Annotated in this window: 13 protein-coding genes; 8 read left to right on the forward strand and 5 right to left on the reverse strand. The window is 73.6% G+C overall.

The window, feature by feature from the left end:
* Positions 1–40 precede the first annotated feature (40 nt).
* Positions 41–1,357 (reverse strand): cytochrome P450, encoded by a 1,317-nt coding sequence (locus tag HD593_RS27095; protein WP_312903736.1) that lies wholly within the window; start codon positions 1,355–1,357, stop codon positions 41–43.
* Positions 1,358–1,439: 82 nt separating this feature from the next.
* Between HD593_RS27095 and HD593_RS27100 the strand changes: the two genes are divergently transcribed.
* Both HD593_RS27100 and HD593_RS27105 read left to right on the forward strand, forming a co-directional pair.
* A complete protein-coding gene (locus tag HD593_RS27100) occupies positions 1,440–2,093 on the forward strand; it encodes a TetR/AcrR family transcriptional regulator (RefSeq protein WP_185104889.1) in 654 nt (217 codons plus the stop codon).
* Between the two features lie 47 nt (positions 2,094–2,140).
* Positions 2,141–4,555 carry a beta-galactosidase gene (locus HD593_RS27105; protein WP_312903738.1) on the forward strand — a complete coding sequence of 805 codons (2,415 nt, stop codon included), beginning with the start codon at positions 2,141–2,143 and terminating at the stop codon, positions 4,553–4,555.
* Positions 4,556–4,568: 13 nt separating this feature from the next.
* On the opposite strand, the gene HD593_RS27110 is transcribed toward HD593_RS27105, so the two are convergent.
* Positions 4,569–5,276 carry a FadR/GntR family transcriptional regulator gene (locus tag HD593_RS27110; RefSeq protein ID WP_185104890.1) on the reverse strand — a complete coding sequence of 236 codons (708 nt, stop codon included), beginning with the start codon at positions 5,274–5,276 and terminating at the stop codon, positions 4,569–4,571.
* A gap of 132 nt (positions 5,277–5,408) precedes the next feature.
* On the opposite strand from HD593_RS27110, the gene HD593_RS27115 reads away from it, so the two are divergent.
* Entirely contained in the window at positions 5,409–6,167 is a 759-nt protein-coding gene (locus HD593_RS27115) for an SDR family NAD(P)-dependent oxidoreductase (RefSeq protein ID WP_185104891.1), read from the forward strand.
* 11 nt (positions 6,168–6,178) lie between these two features.
* Complete coding sequence (gene dgoD / locus HD593_RS27120) at positions 6,179–7,324, forward strand: galactonate dehydratase (RefSeq protein WP_185104892.1); 1,146 nt, start codon at positions 6,179–6,181, stop codon at positions 7,322–7,324.
* Here dgoD and HD593_RS27125 read toward each other — a convergent pair whose 3' ends face one another.
* Positions 7,325–8,404 (reverse strand): LacI family DNA-binding transcriptional regulator, encoded by a 1,080-nt coding sequence (locus HD593_RS27125; protein WP_185104893.1) that lies wholly within the window; start codon positions 8,402–8,404, stop codon positions 7,325–7,327.
* Positions 8,405–8,612: 208 nt separating this feature from the next.
* Here HD593_RS27125 and HD593_RS27130 point away from each other — a divergent pair, with 208 nt between their 5' ends.
* Genes HD593_RS27130 through HD593_RS27145 form a run of 4 tightly spaced genes read left to right on the forward strand, consistent with a single transcriptional unit; the run spans position 8,613 to position 13,728 of the window.
* Entirely contained in the window at positions 8,613–9,578 is a 966-nt protein-coding gene (locus HD593_RS27130; RefSeq protein WP_185104894.1) for a carbohydrate ABC transporter permease, read from the forward strand.
* Positions 9,568–10,392 (forward strand): carbohydrate ABC transporter permease, encoded by an 825-nt coding sequence (locus HD593_RS27135; RefSeq protein WP_185104895.1) that lies wholly within the window; start codon positions 9,568–9,570, stop codon positions 10,390–10,392. The genes HD593_RS27130 and HD593_RS27135 overlap by 11 nt, the downstream gene beginning before the upstream one ends.
* A gap of 28 nt (positions 10,393–10,420) precedes the next feature.
* A complete protein-coding gene (locus tag HD593_RS27140) occupies positions 10,421–11,701 on the forward strand; it encodes an ABC transporter substrate-binding protein (protein WP_185104896.1) in 1,281 nt (426 codons plus the stop codon).
* Positions 11,698–13,728, forward strand: coding sequence for a hypothetical protein (locus HD593_RS27145; protein WP_185104897.1), 2,031 nt, complete (start codon positions 11,698–11,700; stop codon positions 13,726–13,728). The genes HD593_RS27140 and HD593_RS27145 overlap by 4 nt, the downstream gene beginning before the upstream one ends.
* Here HD593_RS27145 and HD593_RS27150 read toward each other — a convergent pair.
* Together HD593_RS27150 and HD593_RS27155 are read right to left on the reverse strand one after the other, a co-directional pair.
* A complete protein-coding gene (locus HD593_RS27150) occupies positions 13,720–15,111 on the reverse strand; it encodes a hypothetical protein (RefSeq protein ID WP_221524984.1) in 1,392 nt (463 codons plus the stop codon). The two genes, HD593_RS27145 and HD593_RS27150, sit on opposite strands and share 9 nt — an antisense overlap.
* On the reverse strand, positions 15,105–15,848 hold the full coding sequence (locus tag HD593_RS27155; RefSeq protein ID WP_185104898.1) for an alpha/beta fold hydrolase: 744 nt from the start codon (positions 15,846–15,848) through the stop codon (positions 15,105–15,107). The genes HD593_RS27150 and HD593_RS27155 overlap by 7 nt, the downstream gene beginning before the upstream one ends.
* Positions 15,849–15,868 lie beyond the last annotated feature (20 nt).

Consider the following 15,868-nt stretch of genomic DNA (forward strand, 5'->3'; position numbering starts at 1 on the left):
CTCGGCGGCGGCGCCGTCCTGCTGCGGACCGGCCGCTCCCTCAGCGGGTGAACGTGCAGGGCAGCCGCTTGTAGCCGTTGATGAAGCTGGACAGGAGCCGGTCCGGCTCGCCCGCCCTGATGTCCGGCAGCCGGCCGAACAGCTCGCGGAACATCACCGTGATCTCCCGGCGCGCCAGGTTCGCCCCCAGGCAGAAGTGCGGCCCCGGCCCGCCGAACCCCACGTGCGGGTTGGGGGAGCGGGTGATGTCGAACGCGTCGGGGTCGGTGAAGACGCTCTCGTCCCTGTTGGCCGAGGCGTACCAGAGCGTGACCCGGTCACCCGCCCTGAACAGGTGGCCGTTCAGCTCGTGGTCGCGGGTGACGTTGCGGCGCATGAAGATCACCGGGGTGCTGTGGCGGACGATCTCCTCGACGGCCCCGCCGATGCGGCCGTCGAAGTCCGACAGCAGCAGCTCCCGCTGGCCGGGATGGTCGGTGAGCAGCTTCAGCCCGTGAGCCAGCGCCGTACGGGTGGTCTCGTTCCCCGCCACCACCAGCAGCAGGAAGAACGCGGCGAACTCCCTCGGGCTCAGCCGCTCGCCGTCGATGTTGGCGTTGACCAGGGCGGAGGTCAGGTCGCCCGTCGGGGTGGCGCGGCGCCGCCTGCCCAGCTCGGCGGCCAGCCGGTGCAGCCGCCAGCCGGCCAGCGCCACCGTGCCCAGCAGCCGGGCCGTGCGCAGGCGGCCGACGCGGGCCGTGCCGCCGGGGTAGTCGGCCGGGTAGTCGACGGGGTTGCCGACGTACTCCGGGTCGGTGTAGCCGACCACGATGTTGGTCAGGCGTACCACGCGCTCGTGCTCGCGCGGCGGGATGCCCAGCATGTCGCAGATCACCTCGACCGGCAGGCGCGTCGCCACCCGTGAGACGAAGTCGCCGGGGCCGCCCGCGACCAGCTCGTCCACGATGCGCCGCGCGCGGCGGGCGATGTCGTCCTCGGTCTTGGCCAGCGTCTTCGGCGTGAACGCGCGGGAGACGATGCGGCGGATCTTGGCGTGCCGCGGGTCGTCCATGTCGATCATCGAGTTGAAGTAGCCGTCCATCCAGCGCGGCATGTCGGTCGGGCTGGTCGCGCTCGGCTCGCTGCTGAACACCTCGGGCAGGCGGCTGGCCGCCACCACGTCGGCGTGGCGCACCAGCGCCCACGCGCCCGGATCCCGGCGCAGGAACGGCACCTTCGGCATGGCGAACCGCCGCAGGCCGGGCTCGGCCCGCAAGATGGCGAACGCCCGCGCCCGGTCCTGCTCGGGCCGTTCCCAGAACCGCAGGTCGCTCAGGTCGATGCCGGCAGGGGTGCGGGCCGGGTGCTCCGTCGTCACGGTCCACCGCCTTCCACGGATTCTGGTGTTTACCATCACCAGATTTGCCGCGGCCGTCAAGACCTGCGGCAGAATCGGGGACATGACGCCCCACCCCACCTCCGTGCGCCCCTACCGCGGCGTGCCGGCCGAGCAGCGCCGTGCCCTGCGGCGCGCGGCACTGCTGGAGGCCGGCCTCGACGTGCTCGGCACCGGGGGCTGGGCCACCGTCACCGTGCGGGGCGTGTGCTCGCGGGCCGGGCTGAACGACCGCTACTTCCACGAGAGCTTCAGCGACCTCGACGCGCTGCTGCTGGCCGTGGTCGACGACCAGGCCGCCCAGGTCACCGACCTGATCACGGCCGTCGCCGCGCGCTCCCCGCGCCGCCTGCGGGCCCGCGCCACCGCCGTGGTGAGCGCCATCGTCGACTTCCTGGCCGCCGACCCGCGCCGGGCCCGCATCCTGGCGTACGAGTTCGCGGCCGGCCCGCTGCTGCAGGAGCGGCGCCGCCAGATCATCGCCACGCTGGCCGGCATCTACCTCGATCAGGCCCGCGAGCTGTTCGGCGAGACGCCGCTGAGCGAGACCGACCTGCGCATGACCGCGCTGACCGTGGTGAGCGGCCTGTGGGAGCTGCTGTCGGCCTGGCTGCGCGGGGACGTGGACACCGGCCGCGACCACCTCGTCGACTACATCGTCGCGCTGCTCCTGACCACGACCGAGCTGGGCCCCGCTCTCGATCAGCGGCTGCACTAATACGATTTATTCGTATTCGTTCGTGTGACGAGAGGAAGGCCCCCCGAGTGCAGCGCATCACCGTGCCGCCGGAGACCATCCCGCCCGTAGAGGGCCATCTGCGGCTCGGCGACCCGCCGCACCGGCCGGACGCGATCACCGTCAATTCCCGCCACCTCAGCCGCGCGGGACGGCCCTGGTTCCCGATCATGGGGGAGTTCCACTACGCCCGCTACCCGGCCGCGGAATGGCGCGAGGAACTGCTCAAGGTCCGCGCGGGCGGCATCACCGTCGTCGCCGCGTACGTCTTCTGGAACCTGCACGAGGAGCGGCGCGGCGTCTTCGACTGGAGCGGCGACCGCGACCTGCGCCGCTTCGTGACGACCTGCGCCGAGCTGGGCCTGGACGTGGTGGTGCGGATCGGCCCGTGGGCGCACGGGGAGTCGCGCAACGGCGGCTTCCCCGACTGGCTCCTGGACGGCGGCTGCGTGCCGCGTACCGACGACCCCCGCTACCTCGCCCTCGTCCGGCCGTTCTTCGCGCAGATCGGCGCGCGGCTGCGCGGCCTGACGCGCGAGCACGGCGGGCCCGTCGTGGCCGTCCAGCTCGAGAACGAGCTGCACGACCAGCCCGGCCACCTGCTCACGCTCAAGGAGCTGGCCCGGCAGGCCGGCATCGACGCGCCCCTGTGGACGGCCACCGGCTGGGGGCACGCGCAACTGCCGCCGGACGAGGTGATCCCGCTGTTCGGCGGCTACCCCGAGGCCGCCTGGGACACCGCGCACGACGGCTGGCCGGCGCAGAGCCGGGCCCACTACTTCTTCGGACCTGGCCGGGACGACGACTCGATCGGCGCCGACCTGCGGCCCGGCGGGGACTCCAGCGGGGACTCCGGCGGGGACTCCGGCGGGGACGAGAGCCACCTGGCGCGCTACCCGTTCGCCACCTGCGAGCTGGGCGGCGGCATGTACACCGCCTACCACCGCCGGCCCGTGGTCCCGGCGGCGGACGTGGCCGCGCTGGCGCTGGTCAAGCTGGGCAGCGGCTCGGTGTGGCAGGGGTACTACATGTACCACGGGGCGTCCCAGAAGATCGGCGAGCTGTCCACGCTGCAGGAGTCGCACGCCACCGGCTACCCCAACGACTGCCCGGTCATCACCTACGACTTCCAGGCGCCGCTCGGCGAGTACGGCCAGTTCCGCGACTCCTACCGGCACCTGCGGCTGCAGCACCTCTGGCTGGCCTGCGACGGGCCCGACCTGGCCACCATGACGCTGACGATGCCGCCGGACGCGCCCGCCGACCCCGCCGACCGGACGTCGCTGCGCTGGGCCGTGCGGTCGGACGGGCGGTCGGGGTTCCTGTTCGTCAACAACCACCAGCCCGTCGAGACGCTGCCCGGCCACGACGGGGTGCGGTTCGCCGTCGAGCTGGACGGGCGCACGCTCGTCGTGCCGCGCGAGCCCGTGACCGTGCCGGCGGGCGCCTGCTTCGCCTGGCCGCTCGCGCGGCGGGTCGGTGACTGCCTGCTGCTGACGGCCACCGCGCAGCCCGTGTGCGTGATCGACGCCGGGGAGCCCGTGCACGTGTTCACGCAGACCGCGGGCCTCCCGGCGGAGCTCGTCTTCGACGCCGCCACCGTGACCGGCGTGGAGGGACCCGCGACCGTCACCACCTCCGGCGGCGACGTCGTGGTCCGCGGGCTGCGGCCCGGTCCGGGCTGCTTCCTGCGGGTGACCGCCGCCGGGGGCGGCACGGCCGGCGTCCTGGTGCTGGACCACGACAGCGCCCTCACCGCGACGCGCGGCCGCCTCTGGGGCGCCGACCGGCTCATCCTGAGCGACCGCCCGGCCGTGCTCGACGGCGACCACCTGGTGCTGTACGGCAACGACGGGGACCGCGTGCTGATCTTCCCGCCGCCTGAGCCCGCGCCCGGGATCGCGGCGTCGGAGACCGTGCCCGGATCCGCGGTTGGGTTCGTGTCCGGGACCGACGGGGTGTTCGGCGTCCTGCCGCTGCCCCCGCAGGCGGGCGGTCCGCCGGCGGTCGTGGTCGAGGCCGTCAAGGAGGCGGGTCCCGCCCGGCCCCCGGTGATCGACCCGGTCTCGGGCCGGGCGTCGGCCCCCGTGGACGCCGACTTCGACGCCGCCGCCGTCTACCACCTCACCATCCCCGAGGACGCCTTCACCGGCGACGACGAGGTGCTGCTGCGCCTGGACTGGACCGGCGACGCGGGCCGCGCCTACCTCGGCGGCCGCCTGGTCGCCGACCAGTTCTGGCATGGCCCGCCGTGGGAGATCGGCCTGCGCAGGTTCCGCGACGAGGTCCTCGAACGCGGCCTGGAGCTGCGGCTGCTGCCCCTGCGCGAGGACGCCCCCGTCTACCTCTCGCCGGCCTTCCGCCCGCCCGCGTACCCGGACGGCACCGTCCTGGAGCTGCGCTCGGCCACGCTCGTCCCGATGCCCCGCACCGTGATCGGCTGATGCCGGGCGGCGGTCAGTTCCCGCCGTGGACCCGCTTGGCCAGCTCGACGTCCGCGATCGAGCGCTCGACCAGCGCCCGCATCGCGGACTCGGCCGCCTTCGGCCGCCGCCTGCGCACCGCCAGCAGCACCTCGGCGTGCCCGTCGGCGGACTCGCCGGCGATCGCCGAGTGCACGAACTGGTCACGCAGCCGCAGCCCCGCCTCGATCGCCGTGCCCATCCGCGCCATCAGCTCGTTGTGCGCCGCCCGCAGCAGCGCGTGGTGGAAGGCCAGGTCGGCCTCCACGTGATCGCCGGCGGGCCCGCCGGCGGCGGCCCGCATCGCGGCGAGCGCGTCCTCCAGCTCCGCCAGGTCCCGGTCCGTACGCCGCAGCGCCGCCATCCGGGCCACCGCCGGCTCCACGGTCAGCCGCACCTCGCCCAGCTCGTCGAGGAACACCTCGTCCAGCCGGGCGGCGAACCGCCACCGCAGCACGTCGGCGTCGAGCAGGGCCCACTGCTCGCGCGGCGCGACGAACGTGCCGCGCCGCGGCCGCGCGCCCACCAGCCCCTTGGCGGCCAGCACGCGCAGCGCCTCGCGCACCGCGGTCCTGCTCACCCCGAACCGCTCCTGCAGCGCCACCACGTCGAGATCGTCGTCCGGGGCGAGCTCGCCGTTGACGATGGCCGGGCCCAGGCTGCCGACCACCCGGTGGTGCGCGCCGCCGCCGCTGCCCGCCATGCGGGCATCATGCCACGCCGCGCCCGGGGGCGGATAAAACGTACTGAAGGTGGGAAGTAATAATATTAATTATTGACATCCCGGCAGGGTGTGACGGCCTCGCCGTGCCCGTACAGATCATGAGGAGCCCCCTTGTCCCACGATCGCCGCTTCGAGGGCAGGACGGCCCTCGTGACCGGCGCCGCCTCGGGCATCGGCGCGGCCACCGCCCGCCGCCTGGCCGCCGAGGGCGCGCGCGTGCTGCTGGCCGACATCGCCGACGAGCCCGGCGCGAAGCTGGCCGCCTCGATCGGCGCGCAGGCGGCCTACGCGCACTGCGACGTCTCCTCCGCGCGCGACTGGGCGGCGCTGCTGGAGGAGGTACGCGACCGCTTCGGCCGCCTGGACGTGCTGCACGCCAACGGCCCCGGCCGCGTGGTGCCCGCCCGCCCGGTGCACCGGCTGCCCGAGTCCGACTGGGACCTGCAGCTCGACGTCACCCTCAAGGCCGCCTACCTGGCCGCGAGCACGTTCTGCCCGCTGCTGGCCGACACCTCGGGCGCGCTGGTCATCACCTCGTCCGTGCACGCGCAGACCGGCATCCCCGGCTGCGCGCCGTACGCGGCGGCCAAGGGCGGGCTGCAGTCGCTGACCCGGCAGCTCGCCGTCGAGTACGCCCCGTCCCTACGCGTCAACGCGGTCGTCCCCGGCCCGATCATGAGCCCCGCCTGGGACGGCATCGGCCAGGACGGCCGCGACGCCACGATCAGGGAGACGCCGGCCGGCCGGTTCGGCACCCCTGACGAGGTGGCCGCCGCCGTGGCGTTCCTCGCCTCGCCCGAGGCGTCGTTCATCACCGGAGCCTGCCTCAACGTCGACGGCGGCTGGAGCATCTCCACCACCTCCTCCTAGAACGGAAACCCATGAAGATCGTGTCCATGGACACCTTCCTCGTCCCGCCGCGCTGGCTGTTCCTGCGCATCCGCACGGACGAGGGCGTCACCGGCTGGGGCGAACCGGTCGTCGAAGGCCGGGCGGAGACCGTCCGGGCGGCCGTGGCGGAGCTGTCGGACTACCTGATCGGCGAGGACCCGCTGCGGATCGAGGACCACTGGCAGGTGCTCACCAAGGGCGGCTTCTACCGGGGCGGCCCGGTGCTGTCCAGCGCGGTCGCCGGCATCGACCAGGCCCTGTGGGACATCGCCGGCAAGGTCGCCGGGCTTCCCGCGCACCAGCTCCTGGGCGGCCCGGTACGCGAGCGGGTCCGCATGTACGCGTGGATCGGCGGCGACCGCCCCGCCGAGGTGGCCGAGCTGGCGGCGGCCCAGATCGAGGCCGGGTTCACCGCGGTCAAGATGAACGGCTCGGGCGAGCTGACCCCGATCGACACCCCGGCCCGCACCCGCGAGGTGGTCGCCAGGGTCGCGGCCGTGCGGGAGGCGATCGGCGACGAGCACGACCTGGTGGTGGACTTCCACGGCCGCATGTCCACCGCGATGGCCAGGCGGCTGCTGCCGCTCCTGGAGCCGTACCTGCCGCTGTTCGTGGAGGAGGCGGTGCTGCCCGAGCACTCCCCGAACCTCGCCGCGCTGGCCGCGAGCACGTCGATCCCGCTGGCGACGGGGGAGCGGCTGTACTCGCGCTGGGACTTCCGCGACGTGCTGCCCACCGGCATCGCGGTGGCGCAGCCGGACGTCAGCCACGCCGGCGGGATCTCGGAGGTCCGCCGGATCGCCGCGATGGCCGAGGCCTACGACGTGGCGATGGCCCCGCACTGCCCGCTCGGCCCCATCTCGCTGGCCGCCAGCCTGCAGCTCGCCTTCGCCATCCCCAACTTCCTCATCCAGGAGCAGAGCGTCGGCATCCACTACAACCAGGGCAACGACGTCCTCGACCACCTCCTCGACCCGGCCCCGCTCACGTTCGCCGGCGGCCACGCGCAGCGCACCACCCGCCCGGGGCTGGGCATCGAGCTCGACGAGCGGGCCGTGGAGCGCGCCGCCGAGCTCGGCCACCGCTGGCGCGGCCCCATCTGGCGCCACCCGGACGGCTCCTTCGCCGAATGGTGATCAGGCCGGGGCCGGGCCCGTGCTGCCGCGGATGAGCAGGCGAGGCTGGTAGCGCACGTTGTACCCACCGCCCTCGCCGTTCATCAGCCCCCGCAGCCGCTCCCACGCCTGCCGCCCCAGCTCACTCTGCGGGATCGACACCGTGGTCAGCGGCGGCGTGGTGTAGCGGGCGAACGGGATGTCGTCGAACCCGGTCACCGACACCTCCCCTGGCACCCGCACCCCCAGCTCCCGCAGCCCGGTCAGCACGCCGGAGGCCACCATGTCGTTGAACGCGACGACCGCGCTGACCCCGCACTCCGCCACCCGGGACGCGGCGGCGTGCCCGTGCTCGAACATCGACCCGCACGCCAGCACGGTCAGCTCGATCCCCGGCCCGGCCTGCGCCAGGGCGCGCAGCGCGGCCAGCCGCTCGGCGTTGCCCGCGCTGCCGTCCGGCCCGGCCAGGTACGCCAGGCGGCGGTGCCCGTGCCCGGCCAGGTGGGAGACGACCGCGCCGATGCCGGCGGCGTTGTCGATCGACAGCGATGGCGCGTCCAGCCCGGCGACCTCGCGGTAGACCAGCACGAACGGCGCCAGCCGGTCACCGAGCGCCCGCAGCCGCTCGTCCGGCGCCCGCGGCGAGGCCAGCACCAGCGCGTCGGAGTTGCGCCGAGCCTCCAGCGCGAGGATCACCTCCTCCTCGGGGTCCTCGTCGGACTCGGCCACCAGGAGCTGGCGGCCCGCCCTGCCCGCGGCCTGGCTCAGCCCCCGCAGCACGCTCTGGAACAGCGGGTTCGACAGGTCGGGGACGACGAGCGCGACCGCGCCGGTACGGCCGAGCGCCAGCCTGCGCGCGGCCGCGCTGGGCTCGTAGTCGAGCGCCTCGGCCGCGGCGCGCACCCGGGCCGCCAGCTCCGGGTTGACGCTCGGCGAGCCGTTCATCACCCGTGACACCGTCGCCCGCGACACCCCGGCCGCCTCGGCGACGCGGCTGATCGTGGCCTGCCCGGCCGGCCTCGGCCCGCGCCTGCCGGCCTGCCGCGGCGGGGACGCCGGCGCCTCCAGGTCCTGCTCGCCGTCTCCGGTGCTCGCCCTCATCCGCTCTCCCTGCACGCCGCGCGGGCCGCCTACGCATGCATTAAAGCGCGGAGTCGCCCCGGCATCGAGATACCGGTTTCTCGTCCGGTGTCACAACCGGTTGCCGACGCCTCCGCCGTTCGGGTTTTCCCAGCTCAGCACTTCGCCAACCGGGCGTTGACACCCGAAGTGGGCAATGTTAGAAACTGGTTACTGCGAAGGGTGCCAGATGGACAATCGTTTGGAACTCGCCAACACCGCCGTCGCCCCGCCCCCTCCACGACCGCACCCCGCCGAGACCTCCACCAGCCGCCCGCCGGCCCGCCCCCGCGAGGACCGGATCGGCTACCTGTTCCTGACCCCGTGGTTCCTCGGCATGGCCCTGTTCACCGTCGGCCCGATCCTGGGCTCGCTCTACCTGTCGTTCACCGAGTACACCCTGCTCAAGCCGCCCGAATGGCTCGGGCTCGAGAACTACCGCCAGATGCTGGACGACCCCCGGCTGCACAGGTCGCTGCTGGTCACGTTCGTCTACGTGTTCGTGTCGGTGCCCGTCCAGCTCGTGCTGGCGCTGGCGCTGGCCCTGCTGCTCGACCGCGGCGTGCGCGGGCTGAGCTTCTACCGGTCGGTCTACTACCTGCCCTCGCTCCTGGCCGGGAGCGTGTCCATCGCCATCCTGTGGCGGCAGATCTTCGGCCAGGACGGCCTGGTCAACCAGCTCCTCGCGTTCGCCGGCATCGAGGGGGTGAGCTGGGTGGCCCACCCCGACTTCGCCCTCGGCACGCTCGTGCTGCTCAACGCCTGGACGTTCGGCGCCCCCATGGTCATCTTCCTCGCGGGGCTGCGCCAGATCCCCGCCTCCTACTACGAGGCCGCCCAGGTGGACGGCGCCGGGCCCGTGTCGCGGTTCGTGCACATCACGTTGCCGATGCTGACCCCGATCATCTTCTTCAACCTGGTCCTGCAGCTCATCGGCGCCTTCCAGAGCTTCACCCAGGCGTTCGTGATCAGCGGCGGGCGCGGCGGCCCCTCCGACTCGACCCTGCTCTACACCCTCTACCTGTACGAACGCGGCTTCGGCTCGTTCGACATGGGTTACGCCTCGGCGATGGCGTGGGTGCTGCTCGTGATGATCGCCGTGCTGACCGGGCTCAACTTCCTGTTCGCCAGGCGGTGGGTGTTCTATGGGAGCTAGGCGATGGCCCAGGCACGTGCTGCTCCTCGGGTTCGGCCTGGTGATGCTCTACCCGCTGCTGTGGATGGTGTCCAGCTCGGTCAAGCCCACCGAGACGATCTTCCGTGACCCGTCGATCTGGCCCACGGAGCTGGACCTGGGCAACTACACCGAGGGCTGGACGGCCCTGGAGCACCCCTTCCACTACTACCTGTGGAACTCGGCCGTCATCGCGATCCTGGCCGTCGCGGGCAACCTGATCTCCTGCTCGCTGGCCGCGTACGCGTTCGCCCGGCTCGACTTCCGCGGCAGGAAGCTCTGCTTCGCCCTGATGCTGGCGACGCTCATGCTGCCCATCCACGTGCTCATCGTCCCCCAGTACGTGCTGTTCTCCCAGCTCGACTGGATCAACACGAACCTGCCGCTGGTCGTGCCCAAGTTCCTGGCGCACGACGCGTTCTTCATCTTCCTGATGGTGCAGTTCATCCGTGGCCTGCCGCGCGAGCTGGACGAGGCGGCCCGCATCGACGGCTGCGGGCACATCAGGATCTACTGGCGGATCATCATGCCGCTGTCGGTGCCGGCGCTGGCCACCTCGGCGCTGTTCACCTTCATCTGGACCTGGAACGACTTCTTCAGCCAGCTCATCTTCCTGACCGACCCCGAGCTGTGGACCATGCCGGTGGCGCTGCGCTCCTTCATGGACGGCCAGGGCGAGACCGCCTGGGGCCAGCTGTTCGCCATGTCCATCGTGGGGCTGGCGCCGATCTTCGGCTTCTTCCTGGCCGGTCAGCGCTACCTGACCCAGGGCATCTCCACGACCGGCTTCCGTTAAATCGTTCTCATCGCGAAGGAGAAGAGCCATGCCGAGAACCAGGGGCCTGGCGGCGCTCTGCCTGACCGGCGTCCTGCTCGCGGTCACCGCCTGCGGCGGCTCCTCCGGGGGCACATCCGGTGACGGGACGGTCGAGCTGCGCTTCGGCTGGTGGGGCAACAACGACAGGGCCGCCGCCACCCAGCGCGTCATCGACGCCTTCCAGAAGCAGAACCCCGGCATCAAGGTCAAGGGCAGCTACACCGACTTCAACTCCTACTTCGACCGCCTGGCCACCGAGGTCGCCGGGGGCCGCGCGCCCGACGTCATCACCCTCGGCGGCGCCTACCCCCGCGAGTACGGCGACCGCGGCGCCCTGCTCGACCTGGCCAAGACCGGACTCGACACCGGCAGGATCGGCGCCGCGGCCCTGGACAACGGCAAGTTCGGCGGCGTCCAGTACGGCGTCCCCACCGGCGTCAACGCCATCGCCGTCGTCGTCAACGAGGCGGTGTTCGACAAGGCCGGCGTGCCCCTGCCCGACGAGGACACCTGGACCTGGGACGACTTCACCCGCCTCGCCGGGGACCTGGCCGCCAAGCTGCCCGAAGGCACGTTCGCGCTGGCCGACCCGACCAGGACCGACATGCTCGACGCCTACTCCCGCCAGCGCGGCGAGGCCCTCTACACCGCCGACGGCAAGGTCGGCATCGGCGAGCAGACGCTGACGGACTGGTGGACGATGACGCTCGGCCTGATGAAGGCCGGCGCCACCCCGCCCGCCTCCCAGACGGCCGAGCTGATCACCCAGCCCGCCCCCGAGCAGTCGCTGATGGGCCGCGGCCAGGCCGCCATGCAGTTCGACTGGAGCAACCAGCTCACCGCGCTCAGCAAGGCCGCCGGCCGGCCGCTGCGGCTGATGCGGGTGCCCGGCGAGAGCACCAGGCCGGGCATGTGGCTGCAGGCCTCGCAGATCTACAGCATCAACGCCAGGAGCGAGCACCCGCAGGAGGCGGCCAAGCTCGTGGACTTCCTGGTCAACAGCCCGGAAGCCGGGAAGATCATCCTCGCCGACCGCGGCATCCCGGCCAACTCCGACGTCCGCGCGGCCATCCAGGGCGTGCTCGGCGAGCCGGAGAAGGCGCAGGCCGCCTTCATCGACGCGCTCACCCCGAAGGCCGGGCCGCCCCTGGTGATCGGCCCCGCCGGCTCCACCGACACGCCGAAGATCCTGGACCGGGTCAACGCCGAGGTGCTGTTCGGCCGGCAGCAGCCCGCCGCTGCGGCGGCCGACTTCGTCCAGCAGGTCGCCACGGCGATCAAGCAGTGATCGACCGCCGCGAGCTGGCCGGCCGGCACGCCGTCGAGCTGACCGGCCCCGTCCCCGGCTCGCCGCTGTCGGTGGGCAACGGGGAGCTGTGCTTCACCGCCGACGTCACCGGCCTGCAGACGTTCCCCGGTCAGCACGCGGCGGGGGACGGCACGCTGCTGGCGACCATGGCGTCGTGGGGCTGGCACAGCGTCCCCGGCGCGTACTCGCTGACGTCGGTGACGCGCACGTACGGGACGCCGCGCGGCGCCGTCCCGTACGTGGACATGGCCGGGGAGCTGGGCGGCTCCGGCAGCGAGACGCCCGCGTCGGCGGCCGAGTCGTGGCTGCGCGCCAACCCGCACCGCCTGGACCTGGGCCGGATCGGGCTGGCCGCGCCCGGCGCACCGTTGACCCCCGGCGACGTGACCGGCGCCAGACAGCGGCTCGACCTGTGGACGGGCACGCTGACCAGCCGCTACCGGCTGCGCGGCGTGCCGTTCGAGGTCGTCACCGCCTGCCATCCCACGCTCGACGCGATCGCCGTGCGGCTGCGCTCACCCGGCCTGGCCGGGGTGGCGGTGCGGGTGACGTTCCCGTACGGGTCGCAGGCGTGGGGGAACGCGGCCGACTGGTCACGGCCGGACGCGCACACCTCCGAGCTGCGCGACACCGAGGCCGGCTTCACCGTGGCACGCACGCTGGACGCGACCTCCTACCGGGTGGCGGTGCGGATGGCGGGCGGCGAGGTGGCGCGGGCGGGGCCGCACGAGTTCCACCTCACCTTCACCGGCACCGCCGCCGAGCTGACCTTCGCCTTCCACCAGGGCGCCGCCGGCAGGGTGCCCCGCTTCGCCGAGGTGGTGGAGTCGGCGCAGGCGCACTGGGCGTGGTTCTGGAGCACCGGCGGCGCGATCGACCTGTCCGGCAGCGACGACGAGCGGGCGGGGGAGCTGGAGCGGCGGATCGTGCTGTCGCGCTACCTCACGGCGATCCACTGCGCAGGCTCCACGCCGCCGGCCGAGACCGGGCTGATGGCCAACAGCTGGCGGGGCCGCTTCCACCTGGAAATGCACTGGTGGCACGCGGCGCACTTCCCGCTGTGGGGCCGCCCCGAGCTGCTGGAACGCAGCCTCGCCTGGTACGCCGCCATCCTGCCCGCCGCCCGCGCGACCGCCCGCGCCCAGGGCTGCCCCGGGGCGCGCTGGCCCAAGCAGACCGGCCCCGACGGGCGGGAGAGCCCCAGCCCGATCGGGCCGTTCCTGGTGTGGCAGCAGCCGCACCCGATCTTCCTGGCCGAGCTGGTGCGCCGCGCCACCGGCACCCGCCACGCCCTCGACCGCTACGCCGAGCTGGTGCTGGAGACCGCCGCGTTCATGGCCGCGTTCGCCGTCGAAGGGCCCGGCGGGTACGGGCTGGGGCCGCCGCTCGTGCCCGCGCAGGAGTCGTACGCGGCGGTGCGCGCCCGCGCGGCGAACCCGACGTTCGAGCTGGCGTACTGGTCGTGGGCGCTGCGGGTGGCCCAGCGGTGGCGGCGCCTGCTCGGGCTGGCGCCCGAGCCGCGCTGGGCCGCCGTGGCCGCCGGGATGGCCGGGCCACCGGTGCGCGGCGGCGTGTATGCGGCAATGGCCGCGCCGCCGTACACGGTGCGCGAGGACCACCCCTCCATGCTGTACGCGCTCGGCCTCGTCCCGCCGACCCGCCTCATCGACCCCGCCACGATGCGCGCCACGCTGCACGACGTGCTGTCTGGCTGGGACTGGGACAGCACCTGGGGCTGGGACTACCCGGCCATCGCGATGACCGCCACCCGCCTCGGCGATCCGCGCACCGCCGTCGAGGCGCTGCTCATGCCCACCGCCAAGAACACCTACCTGCCCAACGGGCACAACTTCCAGACCGCCGCCCTGCCCGTCTACCTGCCCGGCAACGGCGGCCTGCTGGCCGCGGTCGCGCTCATGGCCAGGGGCTGGGACGCCGGCCCCGCCACCCCCGGCTTCCCGGGCACCTGGCACGTCCGGCACGAGGGGCTGCTGCCCTCACCCTGACCAGTCGAGCTCCTCCCGCTTGCCCAGGAACTCCTCGGCCGCCTCCCACTCCAGCGGCAGCGGCATCGGATACGTCGTCCGGATCCTGGACAGCTCCCGGTGCGCGCGGATCAGCCCGGCGAAGTCGCGCGGGTAGGTGCTCGTGTCCACCCCGGTGAACACCCCGACCTTGCGCGCCCGCTCCAGCAGCCGCCGCCAGTCCGCGACCCCGGCCAGCCCCACCGACTCCACCCCGTGCGAGAACAGCATGAGCCTGATCTCGTCGAACGGGTCTGCCCCGTCCAGGTAGTCCATGGCCCGCGCGTGCGACTGCCCGGCGTTGAACACCATCCAGTACGGCACCGACCCGCTGCGCAGCGCCCACCACGGCTCCAGCAGCAGGAAGCACTCCACCAGCAGCCGATCGGCGGGCAGCCCCCGCCGCCGGTACCAGCTCCGGTACAGGTCGGCCACGACCGGGCTCAGGTCCTCCGGCTCGTCGAAGCGCATCCTGGCCAGCCGCCACCCGTTGCGCGCCGCCAGCTCCTCCAGGTCGGCCAGCAGCTCGGGCTCGAACCCCCACTCCGCCTCCGGGCTCTCCCCGTCGGCCGGAGGGTAGTCCCACCGTTCGCGGCCGGCGCCGTACCTGCTCAGGTAGCCGGCCACGCGCGGCCCGCCGTGCTCGTACTCCTCCCGGGTGGCGCCGCCCAGCGCGCCGTGCTGGAACACGTAGCGCGGCCCCACCCGCGTGACCGGCCAGCTCAGCCCGCACTCCGGCACGACCAGCGTCGCGCCCGCCGGCAGCGACTCCTCCAGGAAGCGCCGGTAGGCCTCGGGCAGCCTGCGCCACTTCACCCGGAAGTACGTCATGCCCGCGATCATCAGCCGGTCCTGGTTGGCGTCGTGCATGTGATGCAGCACCAGCTCCGGGTTGGCCGCCAGCAGCGCCTCACCCGCCGCCCGGGTCGCGCGCAGGTCACCGCGGGGGTCGTCGGGCCCGACGCCGCGGCGGCGCACGGGCAGCAGCAGCGTCTGCGGCAGCCACGGCGCCCGCAGCGCCGCCGCCAGGTGCACCAGCGCGCCGTTGGACGACCCCACGAACGCCACCGGGTACGGCCCCGGCGGGTAGTGCCCGCTCACCCAGCGCGCCAGCTCCTCGGCGCGGATCTCCGGCACGCGGCGCAGCGGCACCGCCTCGGCCCAGCCGCTCACCGCGTACGCCTTCTCCTTGGCCGCCCGCGGCAGCCGCGCCGCCGCGCCCGCAATGGCGGCGGCCACCGGCTCCAGCACGCCGGGCGCCTGCCCGAGCAGCGGCACGTCCCGGTCGTGCAGGAACCGCGACAGCGCCCGCAACATCCCGGTGGCCGAGTCGAACGACGCCACCGCCTTCTGCGGCCTCACCATGCCGCCTCCAGGAACGCGCCGACCTCGCGCGCCAGCCCCCGGGGATCCTTGTACGGCACCATGTGCGGCAGCCCGTCCATGACCACCAGCCGCCCCCGCGGCAGCAGCCGGGTCACCTCCTCGGCCCACGCCTGGCTCACCATCCGGTCCTTGCCGCCCCGCACCACCAGGGCGGGCACGGCCACGTGGGGCAGCTTGTCCTCGATCCGGTCGCGCATCGAGATGCCGAAACTGGCCAGCACCTGGCGCGGCCCGGCGTCGAGGTAGTCGGCCGCGTTGAGCGGCAGCATGCGGGGGCTCTCCCGGACCGAGTTGCGCAGCCACTGGCCCACCAGCCTCGCCGGGTTGCGGGCCCGCGCGTCCACGGTCGGTCCCACCAGCACCAGCGCGCCCGCCGCGCCCGGATGCCTGGCCGCCACGTCCACCGCCACCTGGCAGCCGAACGACCCGCCCAGCAGGCACGGCCGCTGCAGCCCGCTCTCGGCCACCCAGCCGGCCACCGCGTCGGCGAGCGCCGTCAGCGTCAGCGGCGCCCGCGGCTTCTCGCTGCGCCCGAACCCGGGCAGGTCCAGGCTCCAGGCGTCGTGCGTGACCCCCATGGCCCGCACGAACGGCAGCAGCTCCCGGCTCGACACCCCGGCGCCGTGCAGGCACACCACGGCGGGCCCGGGCCCGTGACTCCGCCACACCGCCACTCTCATGCCGAGGGCGGTGCGGACCAGCGATTCGAGCGGCACGCCTCTCCTTCCACAGGGAG

The sequence above is a fragment of the Nonomuraea rubra genome (assembly GCF_014207985.1).
In the GTDB taxonomy this organism is placed as follows: Bacteria; Actinomycetota; Actinomycetes; order Streptosporangiales; family Streptosporangiaceae; genus Nonomuraea; species Nonomuraea rubra.

What these genes read in the sequence shown, in the direction of transcription:
- HD593_RS27100 (WP_185104889.1), top strand. Translation starts at nt 1,440, where the DNA reads ATGACGCCCCACCCCACCTCCGTGCGCCCCTACCGCGGCGTGCCGGCC.
- HD593_RS27110 (WP_185104890.1), bottom strand. Translation starts at nt 5,276, where the DNA reads ATGGCGGGCAGCGGCGGCGGCGCGCACCACCGGGTGGTCGGCAGCCTG.
- dgoD (WP_185104892.1), top strand. Translation starts at nt 6,179, where the DNA reads ATGAAGATCGTGTCCATGGACACCTTCCTCGTCCCGCCGCGCTGGCTG.
- HD593_RS27125 (WP_185104893.1), bottom strand. Translation starts at nt 8,404, where the DNA reads ATGAGGGCGAGCACCGGAGACGGCGAGCAGGACCTGGAGGCGCCGGCG.
- HD593_RS27130 (WP_185104894.1), top strand. Translation starts at nt 8,613, where the DNA reads ATGGACAATCGTTTGGAACTCGCCAACACCGCCGTCGCCCCGCCCCCT.
- HD593_RS27135 (WP_185104895.1), top strand. Translation starts at nt 9,568, where the DNA reads ATGGGAGCTAGGCGATGGCCCAGGCACGTGCTGCTCCTCGGGTTCGGC.
- HD593_RS27140 (WP_185104896.1), top strand. Translation starts at nt 10,421, where the DNA reads ATGCCGAGAACCAGGGGCCTGGCGGCGCTCTGCCTGACCGGCGTCCTG.
- HD593_RS27150 (WP_221524984.1), bottom strand. Translation starts at nt 15,111, where the DNA reads ATGGTGAGGCCGCAGAAGGCGGTGGCGTCGTTCGACTCGGCCACCGGG.